At 40.4% G+C, this 15,022-nt stretch carries 16 protein-coding genes; 2 read left to right on the top strand and 14 right to left on the bottom strand.

Going from position 1 to position 15,022, the window contains the following annotated elements; genetic code table 11:
- Nucleotides 1-12: 12 nt before the first annotated feature.
- From atpD to ACSYTE_RS05920, 13 genes are all read right to left on the bottom strand, one after another.
- Nucleotides 13-1,428: a F0F1 ATP synthase subunit beta gene (gene atpD, locus ACSYTE_RS05860; protein ID WP_491716511.1), complete on the bottom strand. Its 1,416-nt coding sequence runs from the start codon at nucleotides 1,426-1,428 to the stop codon at nucleotides 13-15.
- Nucleotides 1,429-1,449: 21 nt separating this feature from the next.
- Nucleotides 1,450-2,340 carry a F0F1 ATP synthase subunit gamma gene (locus tag ACSYTE_RS05865; protein ID WP_491716512.1) on the bottom strand — a complete coding sequence of 297 codons (891 nt, stop codon included), beginning with the start codon at nucleotides 2,338-2,340 and terminating at the stop codon, nucleotides 1,450-1,452.
- A gap of 20 nt (nucleotides 2,341-2,360) precedes the next feature.
- Nucleotides 2,361-3,896 carry a F0F1 ATP synthase subunit alpha gene (gene atpA / locus ACSYTE_RS05870; protein ID WP_491716513.1) on the bottom strand — a complete coding sequence of 512 codons (1,536 nt, stop codon included), beginning with the start codon at nucleotides 3,894-3,896 and terminating at the stop codon, nucleotides 2,361-2,363.
- A gap of 32 nt (nucleotides 3,897-3,928) precedes the next feature.
- Nucleotides 3,929-4,474, bottom strand: a complete 546-nt coding sequence (gene atpH / locus ACSYTE_RS05875) for an ATP synthase F1 subunit delta (protein ID WP_491716514.1) — start codon at nucleotides 4,472-4,474, stop codon at nucleotides 3,929-3,931.
- Nucleotides 4,461-4,979, bottom strand: a complete 519-nt coding sequence (gene atpF / locus ACSYTE_RS05880) for a F0F1 ATP synthase subunit B (RefSeq protein WP_491716515.1) — start codon at nucleotides 4,977-4,979, stop codon at nucleotides 4,461-4,463. Before atpF ends, atpH begins: the two co-directional genes overlap by 14 nt.
- 43 nt (nucleotides 4,980-5,022) lie before the next feature.
- The gene (atpE, locus tag ACSYTE_RS05885; protein ID WP_491716516.1) at nucleotides 5,023-5,235 is read right to left on the bottom strand and encodes a F0F1 ATP synthase subunit C; all 213 of its coding nucleotides are present in this window, start codon (nucleotides 5,233-5,235) and stop codon (nucleotides 5,023-5,025) included.
- A 39-nt stretch (nucleotides 5,236-5,274) separates the two neighbouring features.
- Nucleotides 5,275-5,991, bottom strand: a complete 717-nt coding sequence (gene atpB, locus ACSYTE_RS05890) for a F0F1 ATP synthase subunit A (RefSeq protein WP_491716517.1) — start codon at nucleotides 5,989-5,991, stop codon at nucleotides 5,275-5,277.
- 252 nt (nucleotides 5,992-6,243) lie between these two features.
- Complete coding sequence (gene upp / locus ACSYTE_RS05895) at nucleotides 6,244-6,876, bottom strand: uracil phosphoribosyltransferase (protein ID WP_491716518.1); 633 nt, start codon at nucleotides 6,874-6,876, stop codon at nucleotides 6,244-6,246.
- Between the two features lie 17 nt (nucleotides 6,877-6,893).
- Nucleotides 6,894-8,138: a serine hydroxymethyltransferase gene (glyA, locus tag ACSYTE_RS05900; RefSeq protein ID WP_491716519.1), complete on the bottom strand. Its 1,245-nt coding sequence runs from the start codon at nucleotides 8,136-8,138 to the stop codon at nucleotides 6,894-6,896.
- A 53-nt stretch (nucleotides 8,139-8,191) separates the two neighbouring features.
- Nucleotides 8,192-9,214: an L-threonylcarbamoyladenylate synthase gene (locus ACSYTE_RS05905; protein WP_491716520.1), complete on the bottom strand. Its 1,023-nt coding sequence runs from the start codon at nucleotides 9,212-9,214 to the stop codon at nucleotides 8,192-8,194.
- Between the two features lie 14 nt (nucleotides 9,215-9,228).
- Nucleotides 9,229-10,071 carry a peptide chain release factor N(5)-glutamine methyltransferase gene (gene prmC, locus ACSYTE_RS05910; RefSeq protein WP_491716521.1) on the bottom strand — a complete coding sequence of 281 codons (843 nt, stop codon included), beginning with the start codon at nucleotides 10,069-10,071 and terminating at the stop codon, nucleotides 9,229-9,231.
- On the bottom strand, nucleotides 10,064-11,158 hold the full coding sequence (gene prfA, locus ACSYTE_RS05915; RefSeq protein WP_491716522.1) for a peptide chain release factor 1: 1,095 nt from the start codon (nucleotides 11,156-11,158) through the stop codon (nucleotides 10,064-10,066). The genes prmC and prfA overlap by 8 nt, the downstream gene beginning before the upstream one ends.
- Nucleotides 11,159-11,177: 19 nt before the next feature.
- Nucleotides 11,178-11,756: a thymidine kinase gene (locus ACSYTE_RS05920; protein ID WP_491716523.1), complete on the bottom strand. Its 579-nt coding sequence runs from the start codon at nucleotides 11,754-11,756 to the stop codon at nucleotides 11,178-11,180.
- A gap of 175 nt (nucleotides 11,757-11,931) precedes the next feature.
- Here ACSYTE_RS05920 and ACSYTE_RS05925 point away from each other — a divergent pair, with 175 nt between their 5' ends.
- Both ACSYTE_RS05925 and ACSYTE_RS05930 read left to right on the top strand, forming a co-directional pair.
- Nucleotides 11,932-13,287 carry a MurT ligase domain-containing protein gene (locus ACSYTE_RS05925; RefSeq protein WP_491716524.1) on the top strand — a complete coding sequence of 452 codons (1,356 nt, stop codon included), beginning with the start codon at nucleotides 11,932-11,934 and terminating at the stop codon, nucleotides 13,285-13,287.
- Entirely contained in the window at nucleotides 13,287-13,994 is a 708-nt protein-coding gene (locus tag ACSYTE_RS05930) for a type 1 glutamine amidotransferase (protein ID WP_491716525.1), read from the top strand. Before ACSYTE_RS05925 ends, ACSYTE_RS05930 begins: the two co-directional genes overlap by 1 nt.
- Nucleotides 13,995-14,028: 34 nt before the next feature.
- Here the strand turns inward: ACSYTE_RS05930 and ACSYTE_RS05935 are convergent, their stop codons facing one another.
- Nucleotides 14,029-15,021 carry a serine hydrolase domain-containing protein gene (locus ACSYTE_RS05935; protein ID WP_491716526.1) on the bottom strand — a complete coding sequence of 331 codons (993 nt, stop codon included), beginning with the start codon at nucleotides 15,019-15,021 and terminating at the stop codon, nucleotides 14,029-14,031.
- Nucleotide 15,022 lies beyond the last annotated feature (1 nt).

Consider the following 15,022-nt stretch of genomic DNA (forward strand, 5'->3'; position numbering starts at 1 on the left):
TTAGAACCCTCCTTAGTTGTTAGCGTTTGCCTTCATCTTTTTAGCGTTTTCTTCAACGTCTTCGATTGGACCACAGTTTCTAAATGCATCTTCTGGGATGTCATCGTATTTACCATCTAAGATGGCTTTGAAACTGTCAACAGTCTTTTCGACAGGAACGTACTTACCAGGAAGACCAGTAAATTGTTCAGCAACACTAAAGCTTTGTGATAAGAAGAATTGAATCCGACGAGCACGGTTAACGATCGTCTTTTCTTCATCTGACAATTCATCCATCCCTAAGATAGAGATAATGTCTTGTAGTTCACGGTATCTTTGAAGTACTTGTTGAACTTCATTGGCAACTTCATAGTGCTTTTGACCAATAATAGCAGGGTCAAGTGCAGAAGAAGTAGATGCCAATGGATCCACGGCTGGATAAATCCCTTGTTGAGTTAATGAACGCGTCAAGTTAGTAGTGGCATCCAAGTGAGCAAAAGTAGTTGCTGGAGCAGGGTCGGTATAATCATCGGCAGGAACATAAACAGCTTGGATGGATGTAATGGCACCCTTCTTAGTTGATGTGATCCGTTCTTGTAATTGACCCATTTCAGTAGCTAACGTTGGTTGGTAACCAACGGCTGATGGAATCCGTCCTAACAAGGCAGAAACTTCCATTCCGGCTTGGGTAAATCTGAAGATGTTATCGATGAACAATAGCACGTCAGAACCCTTAGCATCACGGAAGTATTCAGCAATGGTTAAACCAGTCAAGGCAACCCGCATACGGGCACCAGGTGGCTCGTTCATTTGTCCATACACCATGGCAGTTTGCTTAAGAACACCCGAACCCTTCATTTCGAAGTACATATCGTTACCTTCACGAGTCCGTTCACCAACACCGGTGAAAACAGAAATTCCGTTGTGTCCTTGAGCAATATTATGGATTAATTCTTGAATTAAAACAGTCTTACCAACACCGGCACCACCGAAAAGTCCAACTTTACCACCACGAATGTATGGTGCTAATAAGTCGATAACCTTAATTCCGGTTTCAAGCACTTCAGTTGAAGTACTTAATTCGTCGTATGCTGGTGCGTCTCTATGAATTGGCCAACGTTCTGCGTCTGGACCGAATTCAGGGCCGTTATCGATTGTATCACCGAGAACGTTAAAGACCCGACCTAAAGTATCGTCACCAACAGGTACTGAAATTGGGGCTTCAGTATCTTCGACTTCCATTCCACGACGTAAACCATCGGTTCCGTCCATGGCAATGGTCCGAACAACACCGTTACCTAATTCCAACATAACTTCAGTAACTAAATCTTTATCATCATTACCACTCTTAATCTTAAGGGCAGTATTGATATCAGGTAATTTAACATCCGCAGGGAATTCAACGTCAATAACTGGTCCGATTACTTGGATAACTTTTCCAGTACTCATTATTCGTTAATTCCTCCCATATTAATGCTTCAAGGCTTCTTGACCACCTGTAATTTCAGTAATTTCAGTGGTAATTGCAGCTTGACGAGCTCTATTATATTGTAATTGTAACTTTCCAATTAAATCTTCCGCATTATCAGATGCAGCACTCATGGCAGTTGAACTAGAAGCATGTTCAGAAGTTTTGGCATCTAGGATTGCTCCAAAGATCAACCCTTCAGTGTATTGGGGAATTACAACCCGCAATACGGAACCTTCATCTGGTTCAACGTCATAAGTAGGACCGATTTCGGATGCTTTCACATCCCCACTCTTTCCAGTATTAATTGTTTCGTCATCCAATGGCAACATTTTTTCAGCCCGAAAGTTTGAAGTCATTCGGTTCACAAAATGACTATAACAAACGTAAAGTTCGCTAAAGACACCATCATTATACATCGAAGTTACCGTATCAACAATTTCCTTTACTTCTCTAAAAGTAGGAATATCAGAAACGCCCCGGTATTCATAAGCAACGTTTGCACCACGCTTCTTATAAAAATCAGCACCGTTTCCACCAACTGCTAATAATAGGTAATCGTCGTTGTTTGGTGTGTGCTCTTGAATAAATTCATTCGCACCGCGAATCACATTACTATTATAACTTCCAACCATTCCACGATCAGACGTAATAACTAGATAGGCAGTCTTACCCTTGGAGTTTGACTTACTTGAGGAATTAAAGTTATCTAATAAATGAGTCTTAGCTAAATGCAATACAACCGCTTTAACACGTGAAACATATTGTTCATAACTAACCGCATGCTTTTGGATTTGGGTCAACTTTGCAGTTTGCACCATTTCCATCGCAGTGGTAATTTGATGTGTTTTTTTAGTTGATTGAATGCGATGTTTAACATCATTCAAAGACATTGTTTCACCATCCCTTCAAGCTAGTTAGTTTGTTTATCGTCTTCTTGAGATTGACTTGGTTGGAAATTTTGAGCAAATTCCTTAACAGCACTACTAAATGTATCTTCATCTGGTAAGTTACCAGTTTTAACAATACTGTCTAAGATATCTTGATGGTTAGACTTGAAGAAGTCGATTACTTCTTCTTGATAACGTTGGATATCACCTAATTGAACCTTGTCCAAGAATCCACGAGTTAAACAGAAAAGTACAAGGACTTGTTGTTCAACTGGCATTGGATCATGAAGTGGTTGCTTAAGAACTTCAACGGTTCTAGCACCACGGTTCAACTTAGCTTGGGTTGCAGAATCCAAATCAGAACCAAATTGAGCAAATGATTCCAATTCACGATATGATGCAAGATCCAAACGAAGGGTCCCACCAACCTTCTTCATCGCTTTGATTTGGGCATCCCCACCAACACGGGAAACAGAAGTTCCGGCATCGATGGCTGGACGAATTCCAGAGTAGAATGAATCAGCGTTCAAGAAGATTTGACCATCAGTGATGGAAATAACGTTGGTTGGGATATATGCTGAAACGTCCCCTGCTTGAGTTTCAACGATTGGAAGTCCGGTAATTGAACCGCCACCTAACTTATCGTTCAACTTAGCACAACGTTCTAGTAAACGGGAGTGGGTGTAGAAGATATCACCAGGATAAGCTTCACGACCTGGAGGACGACGCAAGATCAATGAAAGTTCACGATAAGCATTAGCTTGCTTAGTAAGATCATCGTAGATAATCAAAACATGCTTACCCTTATTCATGAAGTATTCACCCATTGCAGTCCCAGCATAAGGTGCGATGTAAAGTAATGGAGCTGGTTCTGATGGACCAGCAGAAACAACGATCGTGTAATCCATTGCCCCAAACTTTTCAAGCGTATTCACTTGACTCCGCACAGTTGAATCCTTTTGTCCAATGGCAACGTAGATACAGATCATGTCTTGATCCTTTTGGTTCAAGATCGTATCAATTGCGATTGAAGTCTTACCAGTCTTACGGTCACCGATAATTAATTCACGTTGACCACGACCAATTGGAACTAATGCATCAATGGCTTTAATCCCAGTTTGTAATGGTTCTTCAACACTTTGACGGTCCATGATTCCAGGAGCTTTACGTTCAATTGGTAGGGTTCCATCGCTTTTAATGTCGCCTTTACCATCGATTGGTTGACCAAGGGCGTTAACGACCCGTCCAACCATTGATTCACCTACTGGAACTTCCATGATTCGGCCAGTCCGCTTAACGGAATCGCCTTCACGAATACCATCAAAATCACCTAAAACAACGATACCAACATCATTGCTTTCGAGGTTTTGAACCATTCCATAAACGCCATCTGAGAATTCAAGTAATTCACCAGATAGTGCATTATTTAGACCGTGAGCACGAGCAATCCCGTCACCAACGTAGGTAACGACACCAGTTTCTTCAACTGAGAGCTCGTCCTTGTATCCGGCTAATTGTTGCTTGATTAAAGCACTAATTTCCTCAGCCTTAATGCTCATAAAAGTTTTCACCTCTTCGATTTAGATATCGTTTACTTTAATAGGAGTTGCTTTACGCGATTAAGTTTTGACTTAACGCTCCCATCAAAGGTAACATCTGCTGATTTAATAATTAAACCACCAATAATACTTGGATCGACCTTGCTATCCAAAACAACCTTCTTGGCACCAGTGCGCTTAGCAAAGGCGTCCTTTAATTTAGATTGTTGTTCAGCGTCAAGAGCAACGGCACTGATTAGTTCAGCGTGAACAATATGGTTATATTCATCATAAATGTCAGTAAAGGCATCAATGGTCGCAACCATTTTATCCATATTATCACTACCAGCTAAAACCTGAATTAAGTTTTGAATGTATTTTGAACTAGCACTATCAATCATTGACTTAACTAATTTAGCTTTATCAGCTTCTGGAAAGCTAACGTTGCTCAATACCGGAGCAAAACTAGGGTTATCTTCAAAGACCGCCTTAATTGACTGTAAGTCTTCATAACCAGAATCTAGTTCATTATCAGCCTTTAGTAAGTCGAATAACGCTTTCGCGTAGCGTTTTGAAAATGTAACTTTATCTAGACTCATTTTGCTTCCCCAACCCTTCGATGTAAGAATCAATTAGCGCCTTCTGGTCGTTTGCGTTTAATTCTTTTTGAATGATCTTAGAAGCGATTTCAATAGATAAGTTTGCCACATCATTTTTGGTATTTGCTAAGACGTCTTGACGTTCTTGTTCAATACTCTTGTGAGCATTGTCCTTGATGGTTTGAGCATCGTTTTGTGCGTCAGAGACGATTTGTTCTTGTTGCTTTTGACCTGATTGCTTAGCGTTACTAATAATCGTACTTGCTTCATCATGTGACTTGTCAAGTTCTGCTTGACGTTGCTTAGCTAAACTATCGGCTTCTTGATTTTTTTGCTTTGCAGAATCAATATCGCTAACGATTTGTTGAGTCCGTTCGTTCAACATTTTGTTGATCGGTTTCCAAGCAAAAATTTTAATCAAGAATACTAGAACTAAGAACAAGATTAAGTAGTAAAGCATTGTTCCGTAAGCTAATTCAGCTCCGAATACCAACTGTGAAAGCATCTATTGACACCTCCTTACGTCAATGTAATGTTTGAGTTTTAAATTACTTACCCATAAGAATGAAACCAACAACGACAGCTAAGATAGGCATAGCTTCAACCAAACCAACACCAATAAACATGTTAGTAAATAACTTACCTTGCATTTCTGGTTGACGAACCATTCCTTCTAGTAACTTAGAAGCAACGATACCATCACCGATACCACCACCGATGGCAGCACCTGCTAAAGCAATACCAGCTCCGATTAATCCCATAACTATAGTCCTCCTTATTTATAGACAATTTAAAAAATATTATTCAGCAGATATTTTTCCATTAATATATACTGAAGTTAAGGTTACAAACACGTAGGCTTGGATCGCACCTAGGAAAATTGAGAACGCTTGCCAGATTAGCTCAATTGGTGCTAACCCGATAATGGTGACAATTCCATCTGAGAATGCCAAACCACCGACAAGTTTCAAAAGAATTTCACCGGCATAAATAACCCCGAATAAACGAAGTCCTAAGGTTAGGAAATTCGAAAATTCTTCAAACAATGCGAGTGGGAACCAGAATACGAATGGTTCTAGATACGTATTCTTAAAGTACCCCCCAAACCCAAGCTTCTTAACACCTACGTAGTGAGATAGCGTAATTGTGAACAATGCTAATGTCATCGTAAACATTGGATCCGCAGTTGGACTCTTAATGTAAGTGACACCATTTACATCTACTTGAAGCATTAAACCTAATTGGTTTGACACAAAAATTAAGACAAATAAAACAAATCCATAGAGTTTAAAACTAGCAGCATCGTTATCGCTCATTGAACCACGCGTAGTCGTATTAGAAAAATCAATTAATGATTCTAACACCGCTTGTTTCTTACTAGTGGGACGCACTTGCAAATTACGCGACAACCAAACTACGATCACTAATACGATTGCTGCAGCAACTGTTGCCGCAACCATATTACCAATATTAAATGTTAATCCACCAAGGTGGAAAGTTGAAATTTTATCATTCAAGAATTTCACCTCTTTTCATGTAACCTATCCAACTATGATACACCTATTACAATTCAAATGTAATAAATATACAAGATTATTTATTCAAAAGTGAATTTGTATTTATCTTAATAAATACACTAGAAATATTACCACTGTTTTAAAATTATTTCAAAGCAAAAAGTAAATTTGCGTTAATTTACATTACAAACATCTTAAAGAATATCAAATAAAAAAGTATCGCCTAAAACTAGGCGATACTTTCCTTTATTTCTATTTCGTGCCAAATAAGCGGTCCCCTGCATCACCAAGTCCAGGAAAAATATACCCGTCTTCGAGGTGATCATCGAGGGCTGCTGCAATGATGTCGACATCTGGATGGGCATCTTGAAGCGCTTTGACTCCCTCTGGAGCAGCAACTAAGCAAATAAATTTAATGTTTTCGGGTTTAGCACCACGCTTTTTAAGCGCATCGATTGCCATATTTGCGGAACCACCAGTTGCAAGCATTGGATCCACAACAAAAATTTGCCGTTGGTCAATATCGGAAGGTAATTTCACAAAATATTCATGTGGTTCGAAAGTTTCTTCATCCCGATACATCCCAATATGGCCAACTTTAGCGGCTGGAATCAAATCAAGCATTCCATCGACCATTCCAATGCCGGCCCGTAAAATGGGCACCACGGCCAATTTTTTACCCGCTAATTGCTTTGAGGTCGTCTTCCCCATTGGGGTTTCAATCTCGACATTTTCAACGGGTAAATCACGCGATGCTTCAAAGGCTAGGAGCCGTGCAATCTCATTCGTCACCTCACGAAATTCACGCGTTCCACAATTTTTGTCCCTAATAATCGTTAATTTATGTTGAATCAATGGATGATTCATCACTTCAAGTTTACCCATTATAAATCTCCTTTAGCTTACCATTCGATTGGGTGAGCGTCAGTCAATCCTTGAACTCCAGCGCGAACTTCCTTCATTACTTGGTCATCGTCATGTCCATTAATCACGTCCAAGATTAATTCAGCAACCCGAGTGGCATCGGCTTCTTTAAATCCACGGGTCGTGATGGCAGGAGTCCCAATTCTAATTCCACTGGTTTCTGTTGGCTTGCGCTTATCATTTGGAAGCATTTCTTTATTGGTAGTAATCATAACTGATTCTAACATTTCTTGTAGTTGACGACCAGAAATATCAGTCTTACTTAAGTCTAAGTTTAACAAGTGGTTATCAGTTCCACCGGATACAACACTTACGTTATCGGAATCGTTGAATACCTTTGCCATTGCCTTGGCATTCTTGATGATTTGTTCACAATAAGTCTTGTATTCTGGTTGTAAGTCTTCGTAGAAGGTTTCAGCCTTAGCGGCGATCACGTGTTCTAGTGGACCCCCTTGAGTTCCTGGGAAGACTGCGGAATTGATCTTTTTAGCATACTTTTCTTGGGATAGAATTAAACCACCACGAGGTCCACGAAGAGTTTTATGGGTAGTAGTGGTAACAACATCGGCAATGCCAACTGGACTTGGGTGTAAACCAGTGGCAACTAATCCAGCGATGTGAGCCATATCTACCATTAAATATGCACCGACAGCATCAGCAATTTCTCTGAACTTCTTCCAGTCAATGATTCGGCTGTAAGCAGAAGCTCCGGCAACGATCATCTTAGGTTGAACTTCCTTAGCGGCTTCCATAATGGCGTCATAGTCCAATTCTTCACTGTTAGGGTCCAAACCGTAAGTGAAAGTGTCATAAATCTTTCCTGAGAAGTTAAACTTCGCACCGTGGCTCAAATGACCACCGGCGTTTAGGTCCATTCCTAAAATTCTGTCACCAGGCTTTAAGAAAGCAGCGTAAGCAGCTTGGTTGGCTTGGGAACCAGAATGGGGTTGAACATTGGCAAATTCGGCACCAAAAAGCTTCTTGGCACGATCAATGGCAAGTTGTTCAACAACGTCGATAAATTCACAACCACCGTAGTAACGCTTTTCAGGAAGCCCTTCTGCGTACTTGTTGGTCAAAACAGTCCCTTGGGCTGCCATAACGGCATCGGAAGTGATGTTTTCGGATGCGATCAATTCAATGTTATCTTGTTGGCGATTCTTTTCATTGTCAATTGCTGCCCATAGTTCTGGATCTGCTGCACGATAATCATATTTAATCATTATTAAAACCCCTCATGTTTTATATTCCAAAAATGATACTTGTAAACAACCAGTTATTTTTTAATCTCAAAATGCATTTGACCAGCTGATTTGTTCAACCGATTCATGTATGCTTCACCTAATCCATCCGCTTTGAACCCCTCAGTTAAAATCGCTTTAACGTCGGGTTCGTCATCAAAGTGCCGTAAACCCTTGAACAACAAGTGGCTGGCTGACTTTACATCAGCTCCTAAGCTAAATAGTTCAACGTTTGCGGGCCACTTTGCACTGTTCATTACTGCATCGGTAGTCATTACGCCGACCTTAGTAGGTTGAGCAGCGGCCCATTGACTAGCTTGTTGCCAATCAGCATCGTGATCAACGATGTAGACCTGTGCATTTGGTGCATAGTGTTTATACTTCATGCCCGGCGCTTTAGGCGCTTCGCTGCCAGACACACTATGTTTTTCGTCGTCAACGGTGCCCAGGACCGCACGTAGCTGTTCTGCAGTCACGCCCCCTGGCCTTAAAATGGCTGGCACGTCAGTTGACATGTCTAAAACGGTTGATTCGACCCCAATGTCAGTGGGGCCATCGTCAATGACCCCCGCAATCTTACCATTTAAATCATGATAAACATGCATTGCAGTGGTTGGACTAGGCTTGCCTGAAGTATTCGCAGATGGACCAACTAATGGTACGCCAGCGGTTTTAATCAAATCAATCGTAACTTGATTTTTAGGATTTCTAAACGCTGCAGTATCTAGACCACCAGTGACCGCTTTCGAAAGACTATCAGGCTTTAATTTAAAGATTATTGTTAAAGGGCCAGGCCAAAATGTCTTAATCAATTGCTTAGCAGGTTCGGAAAGTGGTTCTGCGTATTTTTCAACCGCCTCAATTCCAGAAACATGCACGATCAATGGATTATCACTTGGTCGTCCCTTTGCCGCATAAACTTTTTTTACCGCCGCTTCATTAGTTGCATCAGCGCCAAGTCCATAAACCGTCTCAGTCGGAAAGGCAACTAAATCACCGCGCTTAATATCTTCAGCAGCCTGTTTAATTTCATTAGGCTGATAAATGTGAGTTTCCAAACTCCAATCCCTCCTTAATATTTGATTCTAACCATTCTTTGATTACCATTAAAATCCCTTCTGGTCTCAATTTTAGCATCGGGAACTGCATGTTCAAAAATTGCAACTACTGCGGACTCCTGATGAAAACCAATTTCCAAAAAGATTTCACCATGCGGCTTGGCGACGGATCTAAAATGATCAGCAATACCTTGATAAAGCGCAAGACCGTTATTTTTAGCAAACAAAGCTAAATGTGGTTCAAAATTAATAACGCTCTCATTCATATATTTTACCTCATTTTCCGAAATATATGGGGGATTACTGACAATTAAATCGTATTTTTTATAAAAAATTGAAGAAAAAAGGTCGCTTTGCACGAATTTTATTGGTAATTTACGAACGTTCGCGTTTTGTTCAGCTACTTTTAAAGCTGATTCCGAAATATCTGATCCAGTAATCGACCATTTTTTTCGTTCCGCTTGCAAGGCGATTGCAATCGCACCGCTCCCAGTGCCAACATCTAAAACTGATATAGGTTCATCATCGTGCGTTTCTAAAATCCAGTCAACTAGCTCTTCAGTTTCTGGACGGGGAATCAAAACAGCTGGGTCAACATTGAGCGTGTGCCCATAAAAATCAGCAGTTCCAATAATGTATTGAGGGGGTTGTCCGTCTAGATAACGGTTAATATCTTCTTGATACTGGGCTAATTGACTTTCAGACATGAAATCACGATAGTGTAATAATAAATCCGTGTCAGACCACTTCAATCGATGAATCAATAGGTAGTTAGCTACCGATTCATCCATGTTATGGTCCTTAATACACAAAGAAGCCCTTTTCTGGGCTTCAAAAAAAGTAATTGAATTAACCATTGCTCAATTGCTCCAACTTATGGGCTTGATCAGAAATAATCAAAGCATCGATAATTTCTTCCAAATCACCGTTCATGATCTTATCCAACTTATTTAGTGTCAGACCAATCCGATGATCAGTGACCCGATTTTGTGGGTAGTTATAGGTCCTAATCCGTTCGGAACGATCACCAGTTCCGACAGCGTTTTTTCTTTGTTCATCATACGCTGCGGTTTCTTTTTGTTGGTAATAATCATAAACCCGCGCCCGTAGGATTTGCATTGCTTTAGCACGGTTTTGTTGTTGGGAACGTTGATCTTGCATCGTTACCACGATTCCAGTGGGCAAATGCGTCATCCGCACAGCCGATGAAGTCTTATTAATATGTTGACCACCAGCTCCAGAAGAACGGTAAACATCCACTCTGATATCCTTTGGATCAATATCGATATCGACGTCTTCTGCTTCAGGCATGACCCCAACTGTAGCAGTGGAGGTATGAATTCGACCAGCTGATTCGGTTGAAGGAATTCTTTGCACCCGATGGGCTCCGTTTTCAAACTTCAGTTTAGAATAGACCTTACTTCCTGTGATCATCAGGGTGATTTCCTTAAATCCACCAACTTCAGTTTCATTTTTATCAATCACTTCAGTGGTCCATCCCTGCTTTTCAGCATACTTGGAATACATATTGAATAAATCAGCAGCAAAAAGGCTTCCTTCGTCACCACCAGCGGCTCCGTGAATTTCCATAATGATATTTTTATCATCATTCGGATCTTGTGGTAGTAACATGATCTTGATCTTTTCTTCGATCTCTTCATCCTGTTGGGTCAGATCATTTAATTCATCCTTGACCATTTCGGTCATATCATCATCTAAATTATCATTTAACATTGCCTTATCTTCAGCAATCGCATCCGTGATCTGTTTGTACTTATTATATGCAGCAACTAGATCACGCAAACTCCCCTCTTCCTTAGAGAGCTTCATAAACCGTGGTGTGTCAGCAATCACTTCTGGGTCACTGATTAATTCGTTCAACTCGTCATAACGGTCAACTGCGGCTTGCAGTTTATCAAAAATCTTCTCAAAATCGCTACTCATTAATGGTGCGCCTCACTTTCTATATTTTATCTAACGGTGGATTAAAGTAATGCTTACGGCAAACTGGATAGTATGATTCATTACCACCTACTTGAATTTGTTCACCCTCATAAACTGGATGATGATCTTGAAAGCGCAATGGCATCGTGGCCTTGCGATCGCAGAACCAACAAACGGTTTTCATCTCTTCGATCTTATCAGCAAAGATCAACAATGCCTCAGAACCCTCGAACAAATGGTTCTGAAAGTCATTTTTGAGGCCGAATGCCATTACCGGAATCCCTAATTCATCAACGATCCGCGTTAGTTGTAAAACATGGTCCCGTTTTAAGAACTGGGCTTCATCAACTAATACACAGTTAGCATCTGGATTCGTTTGCTTAACGTATTCAAACACGTTCGTATCGTCCATGATTGGCACGGCCTTGCGTTTCAACCCGATCCGCGATGCCACCATGCCAAAACCATCCCGTGTGTCTAAGCCGCTCGTCATAATTATGACCGATTTACCCTCTTCTTCATAATTATGGGCCACCTTAATAATTTCAATTGTTTTACCACTATTCATTGCACCATAGCGGAAATAAAGCTGGGCCATTTAAAAATCCCTCTCTCATATAAATAAACTACTATCCTATTATAGCTGATTTATAAATGAATTTCGATAGCTATGTATTTTTGATTTTCCGTAAAATTAGTCCCTTTTTAGTGGGTTTCAATTTAAAATATGTTAAAATTATCATTTGATTAAATCAATTGGAGGAATGGCGCAGATGTCATTAAGAAGTGAAATTGCTACTTTAGTCGGTAAATCTTCATACTGGTTCTTACACACCTTTTTAAAGGGTGGAAGTTCACTCCCAGGTAAGATTACCACCAAGATCGACCCCGAAGTGTTAAAATCAATGGGTCAAAATTACGATGTAATCATCATTACTGGTACGAACGGTAAGACTTTGACAACCGCTCTAACGGTGCAGGTCCTTAAACAAAAGTATCAAAATGTATTAACAAACCCATCTGGTTCTAACATGGAACAGGGAATCGTGACGACGTTCTTAAGAGCCAAGAATACTAAGGATGCTAAACCAGTCGCCGTCTTAGAAGTCGATGAAGCCAATGTAATCAAGGTTACTAAGTATATCAAACCAAAGGCCATGGTCTTTACCAATATTTTCCGTGACCAAATGGATCGCTACGGTGAAATTTATACTACCTATCAAAAGATTTTAGATGGTGCTAAGTTAGCTCCTGACGCTACAATCATCGCTAATGGCGATGCGCCAATCTTTAATTCTGATGATTTACCAAATAAGCGGCTGTTCTATGGATTCAACGATCACCCAGAACTAGCTGAAAATGATATTAAAGCCAAACCCAATACCGATGGAGTGCTCTGCCCTAAGTGCGAGAACATCCTCCACTACCATTCAATTACTTACAGTAATTTAGGCAATTACTTTTGTCCTAATTGTGGTTATAAGCGCCCCCACCTTGATTTTCAACTAACCAAGATCAATGAATTATTACCGACATCATCTCAATTTGACATTGAAGGTGACCATTTCCAAATTGATATTGGTGGAATCTATAATATTTATAACGCCCTTGCTGCTTACTCAGTCGGACGCATCATGGGGGTTAAACCAGAAAAAATTGCAAAAGCCTTCCATAATAATGAACACATTTTTGGTCGCCAAGAAATCATTAAAGTTGGTGATAAGGAAGTTACGTTAATTTTAGTGAAAAACCCAGTTGGGCTTAATCAAGTCATTGATATGATTTCTACCGATCGAGATCCATTCTCATTCATTGGGTTATTGAACGCTAACTATGCGGATGGGATTGACACCAGTTGGATCTGGGACGGTGATTTTGAACGGTTGCCTCACATGAACATCAAAAAATTTATTACTGGTGGAGAACGGTATAAAGACATTACCTTCCGACTTAAAATTGCTGGGGTGCCAGATGACAAACACGAAGTCCAACCCAACCTAGAAAAAATCGTTGCTGAAATTCCTAACCTCCCGACTAAGAAGGTCTACATCCTTGCTACCTACACTGCAATGATTCAGATTCGCAATGATTTTGCAACCAAGGGTTACATTAAAAGGGGGATTGAATAATGGCTAAATACGAATTAAGAATCGCCCACCTTTATGGTGATTTAATGAATACCTATGGTGATTATGGCAATATTTTAGCGCTCAAATACTATGGTAAACAAATGGGCGTCCAAGTCGACTCAGATGTCGTGAGTTTAGACACCAATTTTAAGGCTGATGATTACGATCTTGCTGTCTTTGGTGGTGGCCAGGATTTTGAACAATCAATCGTCTCCAAGGACCTTCAAAAGAAAAAGGCAGAATTGATCAAATACATCGAAGCAGGCAAGCCAATGGTCGCAATTTGCGGTGGTTTCCAAATGCTTGGTAAATACTACGTTAATGCTAACGGTGATAAAATCCCTGGAATCGGGGCATTAAACCACCACACTGAACAACAACATGATAATCGCTTCATTGGTAACATCTCGATCCATAATGGTGAAAATGGTGATACCTACAAGGGCTTTGAAAATCACCAAGGAGTTACCTATTTAGGTGCGGGTGAAAAACCACTTGGTAAGATCATCAAAGGGTATGGTAATAATGGAAAGGACCAATCAGAAGGTGCCATTTATAAGAATGTTTATTGCACTTACTTTCATGGACCGATCCTAGCTCGAAATGGTCAATTAGCAAAGCGGATGCTGCTAACGGCCCTGCATAATAAATATCCAGACCAAGATTTCAGTAAACAAGCTGCAATTGAAGTTCCAGAATCATACTAATAAAAGACCGTTCGGCAATTGTCGAACGGTCTTTTTAGTTAAGGTTTAAAAATGAATCAATAATCTGATTGCGCTTAGCAATAAATGGTTCATTCGGCGCATTGGGATGAATGCGGTTGGTTAATAAGATCAATGCTTGATCGTTCACCGCATCAATAACCATGGCGGTGCCAGTATAGCCAGTTTGCCAAATATAATCAGTCTTAAAATGATCAACAGCCCAACCATATGAACGACCCAATTTTCCATTAATCGTATGGTCGCTATACAGACTATTAATCGTTGTTGGGCTTAAAATGCGGCCAGTCGGATGTAGCATCTCATCAGTAAATTTAATCAAATCCCCCATCGTAGTGAACAATCCTGCTGAACCACAATCAGCCCCTAACACGCTTGCCTTAGGATCATCGACTCGTCCTTGCAGCACCACATCGTTAGCTAGCACTTCGGTTGCAACGCATTCAGACGGTGTGGGGGTAAACGTAGAATGTTTCATCGCTAATGGTTTAAAAACCCGATCGACAGCTAATTGCTGAATTGGCGCTCCTAGGATTCGACTTGCAATCCAACCTAAAAAGATAAAGTTAACATCAGCATAGACCATTTTATGATTTAAATTAGGTCCAACGTGTAACTGACTTAACAATGCATTAGTCAATTCCGCTTTATTTAATTGATTACGATTTGGAATATAACCCTCAATTCCAGAAGTATGCGTCAATAAATTAAAAATCTTAACTTCAGGAAATTGCCACTCGGGCAAATAGGCGCTAACTGAATCTTGTAGTCCCAAGCGATCTTCTTCTATCAACTGTAAAATTACGGGAAGCGTTGCTACCACCTTGGTTAATGAAGCAACATCATATATTAACCCCCGCGTTAGTTGAATCGACTTAGGAATCCATTGACGATCGCCATAGACAGCATCGCACCATTTATGACCATCATAAAATGCGTATGCTGCCCCTGGAACCGTTCGTTCATCAACTAATTTATGGATAAGGGCAACCGTTGAATCAAATTTCATC

The sequence above is a fragment of the Nicoliella sp. ESL1120 genome (genome assembly GCF_058508515.1).